This is a genomic window from Edaphosphingomonas fennica (assembly GCF_003034225.1).
Taxonomy (GTDB): domain Bacteria; phylum Pseudomonadota; class Alphaproteobacteria; order Sphingomonadales; family Sphingomonadaceae; genus Sphingomonas_E; species Sphingomonas_E fennica.
Genome location: NZ_PHHF01000032.1, coordinates 24,303 through 39,225 on the forward strand (window position 1 = coordinate 24,303; position 14,923 = coordinate 39,225).

The 14,923-nt window shown below is 67.0% G+C and carries 17 protein-coding genes and 1 tRNA gene; 5 read left to right on the top strand and 13 right to left on the bottom strand.

The features are described 5' to 3' along the window. Position 1 precedes the first annotated feature (1 nt). Entirely contained in the window at positions 2–1,096 is a 1,095-nt protein-coding gene (ald, locus tag CV103_RS07480) for an alanine dehydrogenase (RefSeq protein WP_015456913.1), read from the top strand. 124 nt (positions 1,097–1,220) lie between these two features. Here ald and CV103_RS07485 read toward each other — a convergent pair whose 3' ends face one another. Genes CV103_RS07485 through ccmC form a run of 7 tightly spaced genes read right to left on the bottom strand, consistent with a single transcriptional unit; the run spans position 1,221 to position 6,005 of the window. Further along, positions 1,221–1,850: a tetratricopeptide repeat protein gene (locus CV103_RS07485; protein ID WP_107394513.1), complete on the bottom strand. Its 630-nt coding sequence runs from the start codon at positions 1,848–1,850 to the stop codon at positions 1,221–1,223. Next, complete coding sequence (locus CV103_RS07490; RefSeq protein ID WP_107394514.1) at positions 1,850–2,257, bottom strand: cytochrome c-type biogenesis protein; 408 nt, start codon at positions 2,255–2,257, stop codon at positions 1,850–1,852. The genes CV103_RS07485 and CV103_RS07490 overlap by 1 nt, the downstream gene beginning before the upstream one ends. Continuing rightward, on the bottom strand, positions 2,254–2,793 hold the full coding sequence (locus tag CV103_RS07495) for a DsbE family thiol:disulfide interchange protein (RefSeq protein WP_015456910.1): 540 nt from the start codon (positions 2,791–2,793) through the stop codon (positions 2,254–2,256). The genes CV103_RS07490 and CV103_RS07495 overlap by 4 nt, the downstream gene beginning before the upstream one ends. After that, positions 2,790–4,715: a heme lyase CcmF/NrfE family subunit gene (locus tag CV103_RS07500; protein ID WP_107394515.1), complete on the bottom strand. Its 1,926-nt coding sequence runs from the start codon at positions 4,713–4,715 to the stop codon at positions 2,790–2,792. Before CV103_RS07500 ends, CV103_RS07495 begins: the two co-directional genes overlap by 4 nt. Continuing rightward, entirely contained in the window at positions 4,712–5,164 is a 453-nt protein-coding gene (gene ccmE / locus CV103_RS07505; RefSeq protein WP_107394516.1) for a cytochrome c maturation protein CcmE, read from the bottom strand. Before ccmE ends, CV103_RS07500 begins: the two co-directional genes overlap by 4 nt. Beyond that, entirely contained in the window at positions 5,161–5,292 is a 132-nt protein-coding gene (gene ccmD / locus CV103_RS22105; protein WP_144061961.1) for a heme exporter protein CcmD, read from the bottom strand. The genes ccmE and ccmD overlap by 4 nt, the downstream gene beginning before the upstream one ends. Further along, entirely contained in the window at positions 5,289–6,005 is a 717-nt protein-coding gene (ccmC, locus tag CV103_RS07510; protein ID WP_107394517.1) for a heme ABC transporter permease CcmC, read from the bottom strand. Before ccmC ends, ccmD begins: the two co-directional genes overlap by 4 nt. A 124-nt stretch (positions 6,006–6,129) precedes the next feature. Here ccmC and CV103_RS07515 point away from each other — a divergent pair, with 124 nt between their 5' ends. Then, on the top strand, positions 6,130–7,056 hold the full coding sequence (locus CV103_RS07515) for a DMT family transporter (protein WP_015456906.1): 927 nt from the start codon (positions 6,130–6,132) through the stop codon (positions 7,054–7,056). 55 nt (positions 7,057–7,111) lie between these two features. On the opposite strand, the gene CV103_RS22820 is transcribed toward CV103_RS07515, so the two are convergent. The 3 genes from CV103_RS22820 to CV103_RS07530 form a co-directional block, all read right to left on the bottom strand. Continuing rightward, positions 7,112–7,924, bottom strand: a complete 813-nt coding sequence (locus tag CV103_RS22820) for a nidogen-like domain-containing protein (RefSeq protein ID WP_015456905.1) — start codon at positions 7,922–7,924, stop codon at positions 7,112–7,114. Positions 7,925–8,163: 239 nt separating this feature from the next. After that, positions 8,164–9,213 (bottom strand): Leu/Phe/Val dehydrogenase, encoded by a 1,050-nt coding sequence (locus tag CV103_RS07525; RefSeq protein WP_015456904.1) that lies wholly within the window; start codon positions 9,211–9,213, stop codon positions 8,164–8,166. A gap of 100 nt (positions 9,214–9,313) precedes the next feature. Continuing rightward, positions 9,314–9,390 (bottom strand) — tRNA-His (locus CV103_RS07530). A 119-nt stretch (positions 9,391–9,509) separates the two neighbouring features. On the opposite strand from CV103_RS07530, the gene CV103_RS07535 reads away from it, so the two are divergent. After that, entirely contained in the window at positions 9,510–9,923 is a 414-nt protein-coding gene (locus CV103_RS07535) for an RrF2 family transcriptional regulator (protein WP_015456903.1), read from the top strand. Between the two features lie 133 nt (positions 9,924–10,056). After that, the gene (locus CV103_RS07540) at positions 10,057–10,644 is read left to right on the top strand and encodes an EthD domain-containing protein (protein ID WP_170112584.1); all 588 of its coding nucleotides are present in this window, start codon (positions 10,057–10,059) and stop codon (positions 10,642–10,644) included. Here the strand turns inward: CV103_RS07540 and CV103_RS07545 are convergent. The 3 genes from CV103_RS07545 to CV103_RS07555 are packed head-to-tail and all read right to left on the bottom strand — an operon-like array spanning position 10,629 to position 13,572. Further along, positions 10,629–11,375, bottom strand: a complete 747-nt coding sequence (locus tag CV103_RS07545) for an SDR family NAD(P)-dependent oxidoreductase (protein ID WP_015456901.1) — start codon at positions 11,373–11,375, stop codon at positions 10,629–10,631. The genes CV103_RS07540 and CV103_RS07545 overlap by 16 nt on opposite strands. Beyond that, positions 11,372–12,619, bottom strand: coding sequence for an MFS transporter (locus CV103_RS07550; RefSeq protein WP_107394519.1), 1,248 nt, complete (start codon positions 12,617–12,619; stop codon positions 11,372–11,374). The genes CV103_RS07545 and CV103_RS07550 overlap by 4 nt, the downstream gene beginning before the upstream one ends. A gap of 47 nt (positions 12,620–12,666) precedes the next feature. After that, positions 12,667–13,572 (bottom strand): helix-turn-helix domain-containing protein, encoded by a 906-nt coding sequence (locus tag CV103_RS07555; protein WP_245896717.1) that lies wholly within the window; start codon positions 13,570–13,572, stop codon positions 12,667–12,669. Positions 13,573–14,071: 499 nt separating this feature from the next. Between CV103_RS07555 and CV103_RS07560 the strand changes: the two genes are divergently transcribed. Then, positions 14,072–14,629: an Lrp/AsnC family transcriptional regulator gene (locus tag CV103_RS07560; RefSeq protein ID WP_245896718.1), complete on the top strand. Its 558-nt coding sequence runs from the start codon at positions 14,072–14,074 to the stop codon at positions 14,627–14,629. Positions 14,630–14,923: the final 294 nt, after the last annotated feature.

A 14,923-nucleotide genomic window follows, 5' to 3' on the forward strand; every position in this document is an offset into this window, starting at 1 on the left:
CATGCGGATCGGCATACCCAAGGAAATAAAGAACCACGAATATCGCGTCGGCCTGACGCCCGCCTCCGTCGCGGAGCTGGTGGCCGCGGGCCACGAGGCCGTGGTGGAGACCAGGGCCGGCGACGGCATCGATTTCAGCGACCAGGACTATATCGACGCGGGCGCGCGCATCGTCGCGACCCCGGCGGAGGTGTTCGCCCAATCCGACATGATCGTGAAGGTAAAGGAACCGCAGCCGGGCGAGATCGCGCTGCTGGAGCCGCGCCACATCCTTTTCACCTATCTCCACCTCGCCGCCGACAAGCCGCAGGCCGAAGGGCTGATGAAATCCGGCGCGACCTGCATCGCCTATGAGACGGTGACGTCCAGCAATCGCGGGCTGCCGCTGCTGAAGCCGATGTCCGAAGTCGCCGGCCGCATGTCCGTGCAGGTGGGCGCGCATTATCTGGAGAAGGAACAGGGCGGACGCGGCGTGCTGCTGGGCGGCGTGCCCGGCGTGGCGCCGGCGCGCGTCGCCATCCTGGGCGGCGGCGTGGCGGGCGTGAATGCCGCGCAGATGGCCGTCGGCATGCGCGCGGACGTCACCATCTACGACATCAATAACGAGCGGCTGGCCGAGCTGGACATGTTCTTTTCCAGCCAGATCAAGACGGCCTACGCCTCCAAGGCGGCGATCGCCGAGGCGGTGCGCAAGGCCCATTTGGTGATCGGCGCCGTGCTGGTTCCGGGCGCGGCCGCGCCGAAGCTGGTGACGCGCGACATGCTGAAGACGATGAAGCGCGGTTCGGTGATGGTGGATATCGCCATCGACCAGGGCGGCTGCTTCGAAAGCAGCCATGCCACCACCCATGACGACCCCGTGTTCGTCGAGGAAGGCGTGATCCATTATTGCGTGGCCAACATGCCGGGCGCGGTCGCCCGCACCTCTGCCTTCGCGCTGAACAACGCCACCCTGCCCTTCGCGCTGAAGATCGCCAATCTCGGCGCCGAAGCCGCGATGGCAGCCGATCCGCACCTTGCGGCCGGCCTCAACATCTCCGCCGGCAAGATCCGCCACGCGGCCGTCGCCGAAGCCCTTAACCTGCCGTTGAACTGACTTCCCCCCACCCCCCGTCAGTTCCGGCAGGAGGCCGGGATCGCCTTCCCCCAGTCCCTTATCCGGGGAAGGCGATCCCGGCCTTGTCGTATCCGCAGCCTTTCCTGGGAATGTGGTTCTGGGCTTAACGCCCCATCTGCGCGCGCATCATCTCGAGCTGACCGAGGCGCTGTTCGATATCGCCGCGCCAGGGCGCGTTTTCGGGGCTGCGCGCCAGCAGCCCGCGCCAGATCGCTTCCGCCTGATCGAACTGGCCGGCCTGGGCGAAGGCGAGGCCGAGGAAGAAGGGTGGCCCCGGATGATCGGGCTGGATCTGCGCCGCGCGATCGAAGGCGAGCTTCGCCGCCGGCGACATGCGGCCATCGGCATAGACCACCAGCGCATTGCCCAGCCCCACCCAGAGATCGGCGCTGCGCGGATTGCGGTTGAGCCCGGCGCGGAGCGTGGCGATGGCATAGGCATCGAGGCCCTGTTCATGCAGGTTCTGCGCGGCCTGGAGGACGTTGGCGTCGCCGCCCACTTCCGGGAACATCGCCGCCCGCTCCTGCGCCGTCGCCGTATCCGGCTGGCGCGTCGCGGCGCGGGGCGGCGTGGGGCTGCCGGCCAGCGTGGGGCTGCCCTGCCAGGCATAGCCCGCCAATCCGAGGAACAGGGCCGCGCCCGTCAATTCCAGCCCGCCGCGCGGCAGTCGGCCGAATTTCCACAGCAGGCCGAGCGCGGCCAGCGCCATCGCCGCGATGATCGCCCAGCCCATCAGTGCTTCCTTTTCCTGAACCGGCCGCGGGCAAGCCACGCGCCCGCTGCGATCAGCACCGCCGGCAGCACCCAGAGCGGCCATGTCAGCCGATCGAGCGGCGGATCGTAGCTCACCCAATTTCCATAACGCTCGATCAGCCAGCCGCGCACCTGATCGGGGGTTTCGCCGGCGGCGATGCGGCTGCGGACGAGCGCGCGCATGTCGCCCGCCATCTCCGCATCCGAATCCGCGATCGACTGGCCCTGGCAGACGAGGCAGCGCAGCGTCTTCATCAGCGCGGCGGCCCTGGCCTCCTGCGCGGGATCGGGAAGCTGGCTGTAGGCAAGCTCGGCCGGGGGCATCGCCGAATCCGCCAGCGCGGGCGCCGCCATCGCCATGGCCAGCAGGATCGCCAGCCGCCTCATCGCGCGGCCTTCACCGCCGCCAGGATGGCGGGCACATCCTCGGGCCGGATCTCGCCGATATGCTGGTGGCGGATGATGCCCTTGCCATCGACTACGAAGGTTTCGGGCACGCCGGCGGAACCCATCGCGATCTGGACGGCGCTCTGCGTGTCGCTGCCGATCCGCTGGTAGGGATTGCCCCAGCGACCGAGGAAGCCGGCCACATCCTCCGGCCGATCGCGGATGGCGATCGCATCGATCTTCACGCCGGCTTCAGCCAATTGGGTGAGTTGGGGCGCCTCCGCCGCGCAGGGCACGCACCAGCTTGCGAAGACGTTGAGCAGGCGCGGCTCGCCCTTCGCGAAATCGGCGGTGGAAAGGCCCTGCATGCCCGGCGCGCCCGAGGGCAACACGAATTGCGGCAGCGGCTTGCCGACCATCTTGGAGGGGATCACCCGGCTTTCCGGCCGGATCAGGCCGGTGGCGAACGCGCCGACGAAGATCAGGAACAGGATCAACGGCGCCCACAGGATGATCCGCACGGTCCGAAGCTTCATGCCCAGGCCTCCTGCGCCAGGCGGCTGCGGCGTTCGCGCAGCACGCGGCCGAGCAGCGAAAGCGCGCCGCCCAGCGCGATCAGGCCGCCGCCGATCCAGATGAGGGTCACCCACGGCTTCCACCACAAGCGGAGCTGCCAGCGGCCCTGATCGTCCGAATTGCCGAGCACGACATAAAGCTGGCCATCGAGCACAGTGGTGATCGATGCCTCGTTGGTTTCGGTGGGCGGAGCATAGAACATGCGCGACTGGGTGGTGAGCGTGCGTGCGGGCGACGTGCCGCGCGTGGCGGTGAGCGTGGCTTCCACCGCCGTCCAGTTCGGGCCGGCCACGGGCTCGACGCCGTCGAAGCGGACCGCCCAGGGGCCGACGCGGTGCGTTTCGCCCGGCCGGGCAGCCACCAGCGTTTCCTTGGTGAAAGCGGTTTCGGATGCCATGCCGACCAACGCCACGGCCACCCCGAGATGCGCGATCACCATCCCCCAGATGAACAAAGGCGTGCGGCGGAGCTTGCGCTTCCACAAGGGCGCCACGCTGGCCGCGGCGACGCCCGCCGCCAGCACCAGCCCGAGCAGCGGGAAGATGCCGATGGGCGGCGCCCAGATGGCCAGCGCCAGCAGCGCCAGCGCCGTCAGCAGCGCCGGCACGGCGAGGCGGGCGACCAGCGGCCGCCAGTCGTCCCGCCGCCATTTGAGCAGCGGGCCGGCGGCCATCACCACCATCAGCAGCAGCGCGATCGGCCCGGCGGCACTGTTGAAATAAGGCGGGCCGACCGAAAGCTTCTCCCCCGTCATCGCCTCCGCCATCAGCGGATAGAGCGTGCCGACCAGGACGATGCCGAGGATGGCGGAGAGCAGCAGGTTGTTGACGACCAGCGCCCCTTCCCGGCTGACCGCCTCGAACTGCGATCCTTCCTTCACCGTGCCCACGCGCAGCCCGAACAGGGTGAGCGCGCCGCCGATATAGATGACCAGCAGGCCGAGGATGAAGGCGCCGCGCTGCGGATCAACCGCGAAGGCGTGGACCGAGGTGAGGATGCCGGAACGGACGAGGAAGGTGCCCACCATGCTCATGGAGAAGGCGACGACGGCCAGCATCACCGTCCAGGCGCGCAGGCCGTCGCGGGTGGCCAGCACCGTCACCGAATGGAGCAGCGCCGTCGCCGCCAGCCACGGCATCAGCGAGGCGTTCTCCACAGGGTCCCAGAACCACCAGCCGCCCCAGCCCAGCTCATAATAAGCCCAGTAGCTGCCGGCGGTGATGCCGAGGGTGAGCATGATCCACGCCGCCAGCACCCATGGCCGCATCGCGCGGGCGAAGGCGGGGCCGACGTCGCGGGTGACGAGCGCCCCGACCGCGAAGGAGAAGGCGACCGACAGGCCGACATAGCCGAGGTAGAGCGTCGGCGGATGGAAGGCGAGGCCGGGATCCTGCAGCAGGGGGTTGAGGCCGTTGCCCTCGGCCGGCGGCGGGCTCACCCGTTCGAACGGGTTGGAGGCGAAGAGCAGGAAGGCATAGAAGCCGAGGCCGATGAACGCCTGCGCGCCCAGCGTGGCGATCAGCGTGCGTTCGTTGAGATTGCGTTCGAACAGCGCGACGGCGCCGCCGGCCAGCGCCAATATGGTCACCCACATCAGCATCGAGCCTTCATGGTTCCCCCAGGCGCCCGCGAAGCGATAGAGCAGCGGCTTGGCCGAATGATCGTTGGCGACGACCAAGGCGACGCTGAGGTCCACACGCACGAACAGGATGATGAGGCACGCGAAGGCGATGGCGACGAGGATGCCCTGCACCACCGCGATCGGGCGCACGCTCGCCATCAGCTCGCCCCGGCCGCGCAGGCCGAGGACCGCCAGCAGCAATTCCAGCCCCGCGAGCGCCGCCGCGAGCCAGAGCGCGGCGAGGCCGGCCTCCGCGATCATGGCCGCCTTCCCTGCCTGGCGGCCTTGTCCTTTTCGGATTTCATCGCGCTTTCCATCTGCGGCGGCATATAGCGTTCGTCATGCTTGGCCAGGATATTGTCCGCCACGAAGATGCCGTCCGCGCCCAGCCGCCCTTCCGCGACGGCGCCCGATCCTTCCTTGAACAGATCGGGGGTTATGCCCCTGAAGCGCACCGGCGCGGTCGCCCCCTCGTCCGTCAGCAGGAAGCGAATGGTGACGCCATCGGCATCGCGGGCGATCGATCCCGGCACGACCATGCCGGCAAGCCGCATCGGCTTGTCGATCGGCACCTGCCCCTTCGCCACCTCGCTCGGCGTGCGGAACAGCGCGGCGGTGTCCTTGAGCGCGGACATGGCGAGGAAGGCCGCGCCGATGATCGCGCCGACCGCGACGAGCGCCAGCACGAGGCGCTGATGCTTCGCCTTCATCGCGATTTCCTGACGGCGTCGGCCCGCGCCTCGGCCCGGCGCATGGCGGCGTAGCTCGCCAAGGTCAGGCCGGCGAGGCCGGCGATGGTGATGGCGTAGGCGGCGATGATGAAGGGCCAGTGGTTCATGCGTCGGCCATCCGCTTCAGCCGGGCCTCGATCCGCGCCTCGGCAAGCAGGGCGCGCATCCGCATCAGCACGATCCCGCCGAACAGCATGGAAAAGCCGATGAGCGCGATCGGCAGCGGCCACAGGATCGACGGATCGATCGTGTTCTTGGTGAGCGTGATGCTGGCCGTCTGGTGGAGCGTGTTCCACCAGTCGACCGAATATTTGATGATCGGAATGTTGATTGCCCCCACAAGGCCGAAGATCGCCGCCACCCGGCTGCCGCCCGCCCGATCCGCCGTCGCGCCGGCCAGCGCGATATAGGCGATGTAGAGGAACAGCAGCACCAGCATCGAGGTCAACCGCCCGTCCCATTCCCACCAGGTGCCCCAGGTCGGCCGGCCCCAGATCGATCCGGTGACGAGGCAGATGGCCGTGAACAACGCGCCCGGCAGCGCGACCGCGCGGGCCGCCACCGCCGCCAGCGGATGCCGCCAGACGAGCTGCATCAGGCTGGCGACCGCGATCCCCGTCCAGCCGCCCATGCCGAGCCAGGCCGAGGGGACGTGGACATACATGATCCTGACGCTTTCCCCCTGCAACTGCTCGGGCGGCGTGAGAAAGAGGCCGGAAAGGAGCGCGATCGCGGTCAGCACGGCGCCGCCCCAGCCAAGCCAGGGCGTCAGCGGACGGGCGATGCCCAGAAATCGATTGGGATTGGCGAAGATATGCATGCGTGGAGCGTGCTATTAGAGCAGGTCGCCGCGCTGGGGAAGCGGGCCGGCATGCGACAAAATATGCCCGCCGTTTCTTTTTGGCTGTTTTCCTGCCCGGCCAGCCCCCCTATGGCCGGCCGCGATGCCGACCGCCACGATCTCCGCCCCGCGCCCCGCCGACCATCCGATGCGCGGCATCCTGCTCCGGATCGGTTCGGTGGTGATGTTCGGCATCATGCAGGCGGCGATGAAGCTGGCCGGCGAACATGGCGTGATCGCGATCGAGATGGTGTTCTACCGATCGATCTTCGGCCTGCCGATCGTGCTGGCATGGCTGGCGATCGGGCCGGGCTTCGCCACCATCCGCCCGAACCGGCCGCGCGCGCATGTGTGGCGATCGATCATCGGGCTGTCGGGCATCACCCTGAATTTCACGGCGCTGATCCTGTTGCCGCTGGCGGACGCCACCACCATCGGCTTCACCGCCCCGATCTTCGCGACGATCCTTTCGGCGCTGCTGCTGCACGAGCATGTCGGCCGGCACCGCTGGCTTGCGGTGGCGATCGGCTTCCTGGGCGTGGTGGTGATCACCCGGCCGGGGGCGGCATCCGGCCTGCCCGCGATCGGCATCCTCGTGGCGCTGGGCGGCGCGGTCGGCACATCGGCGGTGACGGTGACGCTGCGCCAGCTCGGCTCCACCGAGACGGTGGGCGCGATCGTATTCTGGTTCTTCGTCGGCTGCGCGATCGTCGGCGGCATCGGCACGGCGATCTGGGGTAGCGGGCATGACGCCGCCACCTTCGGCCTGCTGACCATCGGCGCCTGGGCCGGCGCGGCCGCCCAGCTGCTGATGACGGCATCGCTGCGCGCGGCCCCGGTATCGACCGTGGCGCCGTTCGATTATCTGCAGATCATCATCGCCATCAGCCTGGGCTGGCTGATCTGGGCCACCGGCCCTTCGCTCGCCACGCTGGCGGGCGCGGCGATGATCGCCGGCAGCGGCCTCTACACCGCCTATCGCGAACATCGCCTGCGCCGCGATTCGGTGGCCGCGACGCCGCCCGTCTGACAGCCGGAAAATCTGCGGTGCGATGCCCGGCGGACATGCCGCCGGGCATTCGCGATCAGGCGAAGGCGACGCGCACCCGCTGGCGGCGGCGCATCGATACGCCGACCACGCCGAAGCCGATGAGCATCATCGCCCAAGTCGTCGGTTCAGGAACGCCGGACGGCACCGGCTCCAGATTCGCGTTGAACCAGATATATTTGTTCTGGACCACGCGGTTCAGGCCGGAGGAAAGCGAGCCTTCCAGTATCGTGGCATTGCCGGCCCCGTCACCGAAGCCGATGGCCGCGACCTGGCTGGTGTCCGTCTGGTCCCAACCCATATTCTTGTAGAAGAAGCCGATCTGGCCTTCGTTCGTCGGGATGACGAAATCGTCGCTGCGCAGCACGAGCTGGAACGAGTTCAGCAGATCGGATCGCCCATTATAGCGGCCGACATTGTCCCAGGTGACGATGAGCTGGCCGGGGGTGTCGAGCTGGTAATGCACCACCCCGCTATTCGCGCCGCGCGTATCGACATCCCCGAAGAACACCGAAACCAGCGGCGCATTGGCACCCGTCGGCCCCGTCGGCACATAAGCCGATATGCCGGCGCCAAAGCTGACATTGCCGTTATTATTGATGTAGAGCGAGCTGTAGGTGTTGCCATACAGCGTGAAGTTGAAGCCGAGATCGATCGGCCCGCTGAAGCCGTCGTCGTTCCGGCCGCTAGGATTGCCGATCCCCGGCGCGTTGCCGCCCCCGGTCATCACTACGATATCGCCGATATTATCGGTGTAGTAATTACCGGAGGACGTTAGCGACGACGCCGGAACGACAGTCGTATCCGCATAGGCGGCGCCCCCGACGAACATCGCCGACACGCCAAGCATGAATACTGAAAAACGCACAGGTCACCTCCCGTTGGGCGCGACCCCGGTTGAACACGTTATTATGTGGTTAATGCTCTGGCAATGATTATCATCAACGGCGATCGATCGTCCAGACAAATGCGACCTTCCCGGCAGGCCGAGTCCCTTATTCCGAAATGAAGAAACCCGCGCCTCGGCGGCCCATGCAAGACGGGCCGACGAAATTCGGCGGCCCGCCAGTTGCTTGCAAGGAATAACGCTCAGTGGCGGCCGATCAGGCGCCTTGCGATGCGGTCCGCCACTTCGGCGGAAGGATCGCCCGTCTCCGCGCTTTCCTGCCAGATCTGTTCGAGCCGACCGGGGATATGACCGATTCGCCGTTCGACTTCGGCGCGGTCTGCGCCGCCCAGATATTCCAGGCCGACATTGATGATGCCGCCCCCGTTGATGACATAATCGGGCGCGTAGAGGACGCCGCGCGCATGGAGGCGCGCGCCATCTTCCTTGGTGGCGAGCTGGTTGTTCGCGCCGCCGGCGACGACCGGCACCGAAAGCAGCGGAATGCTCGCTTCATCGAGGATGGCGCCCAGCGCGCAGGGGCTGAACACATCGGCCTCGACCCGGGCGATATCGCCGGCGGCCACCGTCTTCGCGCCCAGCTCCTCGGCCAGCCGCTCCGCACGCGCCGCATCGACGTCCGCCAGCGTCAGGCGGGCGCCTTCGGCCGCGAGCCGGCGGGCAAGGCCGCCGCCGACGCTGCCGACGCCCTGGATCGCCACATGCACGCCGGCCACGTCATCCCGCTTCAGCGCGCGGCGAATCGCCGCCTTCACGCCCAGGAAAACCCCCAGCGAGGTGAAGGGGCCGGGATCACCGCCGGCCGCGTCGCTGCCCACCGGCAGGCCCGCGACATGGGTGGTCTGCTTGCGCACCTCGACCATGTCCGCATCGGTGATGCCGACATCCTCGGCCGTCACGTAGCGCCCGCCGAGCGATTCGACCGCGCGGCCGAAAGCCGCCAGCATTTCCGGCGTCTTGGTGCGATTGCGATCGGCGAGGATCACGCCCTTGCCGCCGCCCATGGGCAGGCCGGCCATGGCGTTCTTGTAGCTCATCCCCCGCGACAGGCGCAGGGCATCGGTGATGGCGTCGGCCCGATTCGGATAATGCCAGAAGCGCGTGCCGCCGGCCGCCGGGCCGAGCGCGGTCGAGTGAATCGCGATGATCGCCGTCAGGCCCGATGCCTGATCACGGAACAGGTGGACGCCCTCATGGTCGTCATAATCGGGGAAATCCCACGGCGCTGTCATCGACTCGACCTCTAGAAATTTTATTTCGCATCGCTGCAATAAAGTTTCTGGTCGAGAAAATCATCCCCAAAATCACCCGGCTTCCCAAGCCATAAGGTGATGGGGCGATCGACGGGGATCGAACCCGCAACCTCCGGTACCACAAACCGGCGCTCTAACCGATTGAGCTACGATCGCCACGACATTGCGTCGGTGGGCGGCTCCATAGGGGCGGTTATGCCACATCGTCAAGGAAAGGTTGCACGCCCTTTTCGCAATGCTTGCACTCCGCCACGGGCAGCGCCAAAGAACGCGCCGTGCTTTCTCAACGAACCCGATATGCAATACGCGCGCTCCTCCATCTGGGGGATCGTTATGGCGAGGGTCCGGTGCAGCTTCCGGAGATCGCGGAGGCGCAGAACATCCCGGCGAAATTCCTCACCGTGATCCTTTCGGAAATGAAGCGGGCCGGGCTGGTGGAGACGCTGCGCGGCAAGGAAGGCGGCTACTGGCTGGCGCGGCCGCCCGAGGAGATCACCTATGGCGAGATCGTGCGGCTGACGCGGGGATCGCTGGCGCTGGTGCCCTGCGCCGCCCGGCTGGCCTACCATCCGTGCGAAAATTGCGTGGACGAAGCGACCTGCCGGCTGCGCGCGGTGATGCTTTCCGTCCGTGATGAAACGGCCAACATCCTCGACCGCGTATCGCTTTCGGAGAAAATGGCGGTTTAATTCCGATTTGATCGCTATCTCCTGCCGGGCGATCGATCCCGATCGCCCGGAAATCGCGCCATCGGACGGCGAAAGCGCCACCGGCTCCCGCCCGCTCCTTTCCCTCGGCCGGGCTCGGGGCCAGCATCGCGGCATGATGAAATCGATCGGCTTCCTGCCCCGCCTGGCCGGCATCGCGCGGCCTGATTTCCGCAATTATTACGAGACCCGCCACGCCCCGCTGGCGGACAGCTATTTCCATTTCGCCGGCTATGTCCGCAATCATATCGTCGACGGGCAGGAACCCGGTTTCGATTGCATTTCCGAATTCTGGACGGCCGATCCCGCGGCCATCGCCACGCTGCTGGCCGGCGAGGCCGGGGAAAGGATGCGGGCGGACGAGCGCAATTTCGCGGATCCGCCCAACATCCGCCCCGCCCTGGCCGAACCCGCGCCGACAAGCCGCCTCGTGCCGCTCGGCCTACGCACCGTCCACCTCCTCGGCGGGCACGACAATGCCGGGTTGATCGCGGCGGTCGCCGCATCGGCCGGTGCGGAGGCCGTGACGCTCGATTTCCTGACGCCGTTCGACGCTGCGTCACGCGCGCCCTGCGACGCCCTGTTGATTCGGGAGGGCACGGAAACCGCCATCCCCTCCCTGCCATCGGGCTGGACGCTCCTTGCCAGCCTGCAGGTGGTGGCCGAAGGAGCGTTGCCGATATCGCCTCAGCCCGCCGTCTGACCGCCATCCACCGGCAACATGATGCCGGTGATGAAACGGGCGTCGTCGGATGCGAGGAAGGCGACGGCGGCGGCCACGTCCTCCGGCTGGGCAAGCGGCGCCATCTTCGGCGACATCCGCAGGATAAGGGCGAAATCCACGCCCTCGATATCGCCCATGCCGCCCGCGATCAGCGGCGTATCCACCCCACCGGGGCAGATGGCGTTCACGCGGACCTGGCGCGCGGCATATTCGATCGCGACGGTTCGGGTATAGCCGACGACGCCGGCCTTGGTGGCCGAATAGGCCGAGGCATAGGCCGCGCCGACGAGTCCCGAAGCGGACGCCATGTTGACGATATTGCCCTGGGTCTTCTCCAGATGGGGCAAGGCCGCCTTGGTGAGGTGGAAGATCGATGACAGGTTGATCGCGACAAGCTGATCCCAGCTTTCATCGCTGATCTCCGCCGCGTGGCCGAAGCCGCCGATGCCGGCGATGTTGCACAGCACGTCGAGCTTGCCGTGCCTGGCGACGACATGCGCGACGAGATCGCGGCACGAGGCGGCGGATGCAGCGTCGAACTGAACGGCACTGGCCCCGGAAAGGCCGGATGCGGTCTCTTCCGCCCCCGCCATATTGCGATCGGCGCAGATCACGATCGCGCCTTCGCTGGCCAGCCGCACCGCGCTTGCGCGGCCGATGCCCGATGCGGCGCCGGTAACCAGGGCGACCTTGCCCACCATGCGATTCATGCGTCACTCTCCTCGGTTGAAAGATTGCGCCCCCGCGTTTCGGGCAGCGCGAACAGGATGACCGGGAGAGCCGCGAAGCAGCTCAGCCCCAGCCAGAAGCAGGTCGTGCCAACGGACCCCCAAAGGCGGGAAAGCCAACCGATCAGTAGCGGGGCGCCCACCATTCCCCAACGCCCGATAAGGTTATGGCACCAGCCATTGGCCGCTGCCCGGACATGGGTAGGAAACAGCTCGGCATTGAGGGTGAAGCATATCGTCCACGTGCCCAGCATCGCCTGGATGCCGACATAGCAGGCCGCGATCGCCAGCCAGCCGGTGGCGGCGTAGCAGATCATGACGAGAAAGCCGTTCGCCACGAAGAACAGGGCCGCCGTCGCCCGCCGGCCGATGCCGTCCATCAGGAAGCCGGCGGCAAGATAGCCGAAGAAGGCCGATCCCAGGCCGAAGGGCGCGATCAGCGCGAGGTCCGCCGCCGTCCAGCCGCGTTCGTTGAGCACATAGTAAGTGAAGAAGAAGGTCGATACGACGGCGCTGAAATTGACGATCAGCCATAAGAGGCTCATCGCCACGAAGCGGCGCCTGAGGCCGGGCGCGACCAGCATCCGCAGCTCTCCCAGCACGTTGGACGGCGCAGTCTTGCGCGCCGCGAAAGCCGGCGTTTCGCCAAGCCGGAACCACAACAGAGGCAGGATGAGCAGCGGCGCCCCACCGACGAGGAACAGCCCCCGCCATGACAAGGACGTATCGAGCGCCGTCGCCAGCAGGGCCGCCGGCAGCGCCGCGCCGAAGCTGCCGCAAGCCCCGAGCAGGCCGGCCGCGCGGCCGCGCAGCGCGGGCGGCAGGCTTTCCGACACGATCAGATAGGCCGTGGCGATCTGGGAGACCAAGGCGATGCGGGTGAGCGCCTGCACCAGCGTATAGCTTTCGATCGTCGGCATCAGGATCGTTGCGAGCGATCCGATCGAGAAGGCCCCGGCCGAAAGCAGCAGCACCGGCCGCCGGCCGAAGCGGTCGCTCAGCCGGATCACGAACCAGGCCGCGATCGCGCCCAGCCCGATCACCGAAAGCGATCGGCCCAGCCCCTCCGCATCCACGCCATAAGCCTTGCCGACGAAAGGCAGGACCACGCTGGTCAGGCTGATGTCGAAGCCTTCGAACATCACCACGAAGGCGAGCATCGCGATCAGGCCGATATCGGCCGCGCGCAGGCGTTGCGGAGTTCCCTCCGCCCGGTGAGGCTTCATCGGCGGATCACGGATGAGGGCGCGGGGGCCGCGATGCCATCGGCCGGTCAGCGCCCGGCCGAGGCGCGCGCGCGATAGTCCCGGGGGGTTTCGCCGAAACGGCGGCGGAAGGCTGCAGAAAAGCTGCCCTGCCGTTCATAGCCGAGCGAGACGGCGAGCGACTTCACCGGAATGGTGGTTTCCCCCAGCATCCGCGCGGCGCGGGCGAAGAGCGTCCGCTCCACATGCTCCATCACCGTCGATCCGCGCGTCGCCTTGAAGGCGCGCATCAGATGACGGCGGCCGATGCCGCACAGCGATGCAAGCTCGGACACGCTGGGCACGGGCTTGCTTTCGTCGGCCAGCCGCTGGTCGATCCGCTTGAGCTGCCAGGGCGCGAGCGTGCCGGCCCTGTGGAAGCCGCGCTCGCGCACCAGCTCGAAATGGCGGGTCAGTTCCGCCAGCAGGACCATGCCGAGCCCGCGCACCAGCATCTCGCGCGCCGTGGACGGCCGGCTGACCGCGATGGAAAGCCGTTCCAGCGTGGCCAGCACCGCCGCGTCGCGAACGTCGATGCAGGCGGCAAGCTCGTCACCGCTGGCATTGGCGCCAAGCCCGGTCAGGCTTTCGAAAATATCCGGGTCGAAACGGCAGATCAGCAGCCGCCGTTCCGCATAGCCGGTGGACTGGACGTGGACGGCAAGGTTGGCGGGCACCAGCACCGCCGCGCCGAAGGGCACGAAAGAACGGTGCGATCGCGGCTCGCCGAAGCAGCCGCGCACGGGATCCTCCCCTTGCCCGGTCGGCAGATAGGCGATCGAGGGATAGTCGACGAGATGGGTGCGGGTGAAGGGGCCGGTATCGGGCTGCGAAAGCACATCGAGCCGGAAATCGCCGACGGCGAAATGCTGTTCGATTGCTCCGGCCTGATCCTTGTGCATGACCCAGCTATCCTCCACGAACGAACGCGGCAACCGGCCTTTCTGGCCCTGCCCGATTATCCGGGCGCCGTCCGCTGAGCGATCTTGCTGGCGAGACTATCATCTGTTGGGCTGCAATCAACCTTTGCGGCGCGCCGCTCCGCCCCGCAATATCCGCGTCGCTGCGTCCATGCTGCCACAACATGCCGCAATGCGGAATATAGCGAACGAACAATTGCGCATTTGGCCGGACGGCAAAGGCTTTCCCGCGCGCCGGGGACGACCAATCGAGACGTGGAGGGGATATGGGCCGCAAAGGTGATGAGGTTCGCCCGCGCTGGTGCGTAGTAACGGGTATCGGCGTTCCGATCCGCTAAGGTGATCCGGTCGTTTCGATGGAATGGGGAAGCCGGAATGAGAATTCTTCAATGGATTCTCCGAAGTCCGGCAGGAATGCCCCGAACTTCCGTCGCGACGATCAACAGGTAAGATGAATTTCGATTGCAGGGGGATCGCTTGAGCGAAGATAAGGGCGCCGTCTTCGGTGAAAACTATGGCGGGAACGGCCATGGAGCAGGATTATTCGGGCCATCGCGGCCATCTCATATATCGCGCTTCATCGACGTCTGATCCGGCGATGGTGAAGAAGGCAGGGGCGCCGTTCGATATTGACGGCCTGGACGAGAAGATCATCGCCGCGCTTCGTTGCAACGGCCGGATCGCCACCCGCGATCTCGCGACCGAAGTGGGCGTGAAGGAAGCCACCGTCCGCGCGCATCTCAGGCGGCTGGAGGATAATGACATCGTGCGCGTGGTCGCGATGCGCGATCTGGCGGCGCTCGGCTATAATTGCGTGTCCGCCGTCGGCATCCAGGTGCGCGGCCGTCCCGCCGCCGACGTGGCGGCCGAGCTGGCGGAGATGGAACAGGTTATCACCGTGGCCGTGGCGATCGGCATCCACGACCTCGAGGTCCAGCTGGTCGCACGCGACGTTCACGAACTGGACCAGCTATTGACCGGCGTCATCGCCAAGGTGCGCGGCGTCGACCAGATATTCCCGTCGGTCGCGCTCAAGGTGATGAAATATGTATCGGAATGGGCTCCCTTCTAAGCGGCGCGGGCACATTCCGGCCGGCGCCGCGCGGGCCTGACGACCGGAGCATCGGTTGGGGTGCGCCATTTCGCCAGCCTCCCTCCCCCGTCATTCCCGCGAAGGCGGGAATCCAAGGATGCGGTTGGCTCGATGGAGTCGATGGCGCCCGACACAATGGATTCCCGCCTTCGCGGGAATGACGAAGGGGGCTTTCAGAATTCATTTCTCCGGCCGGAGAGGCGCGCGATGAAAGCCGAAACAGACCCTGCACGACGATCAGGGAATGGCGACGCCCCATTCCCCAACCCTCCT